This window comes from Modestobacter sp. SYSU DS0904 (assembly GCF_054051115.1).
In genome coordinates this window covers 1-561 of record NZ_JBJHAQ010000086.1, presented here as the reverse complement: position 1 = coordinate 561, position 561 = coordinate 1, and the positions used below count along the sequence as shown (strand labels likewise).

The window sequence follows — 561 nt, the reverse complement described above, 5'->3', positions numbered from 1 at the left end:
GCCACTGCGGAGGAAGCCGAGCTGATCCTGGCCCTGGCCGGCCAGCGGCCCTCCGCCGCGGATCCTGCGCCGGATCATCCCGGTGCGCGGCGGGCGGGGTGGACCGCCCAGCCGGCCGACGGTGAGGTGAGTGAGTTCTTCACCGCCGAGCTGGCCACCGTGCTCAACGTCGGGCGGGGGACGGCGGCGATCCGGCTCACCCGGGCGCTGGTGTGGCGGGACAAGCTCCCGGCCACCTTCGCCGCCTTGCGTGCCGGGGAACTCGACGAGCGGCGGGCGCAGGAGCTGGCCGACAAGCTCAAGCACACCAACGCCGAGGTCGCCGCCCGCGTCGAAGAGCGACTGCTCGGTGAGGCCCGCGACCTGTCGGTGACCAAGCTCGGCAAGCGCGCCACCGAGCTGATGCTGCAGCTGGACGCGGATGCGGCGGAGGAAGCGCGCGTGGAGGCGGAGAAGACCGCCGACGTGCACGTGTACCCGTCTCCGGCGGATGGGCGGGCGGTGCTGGCGGTGGACCTGCCCGCCGATGAGGCCGCCCAGGCACACGACCTGTTCGACCAG

1 protein-coding gene is annotated in these 561 nt (G+C 73.6%); it reads left to right on the top strand.

Going from position 1 to position 561, the window contains the following annotated elements; translation table 11 throughout:
* Positions 1–561: DUF222 domain-containing protein (locus ACI79U_RS21440; RefSeq protein ID WP_457072415.1), on the top strand; the 561-nt coding region annotated here is incomplete at both ends.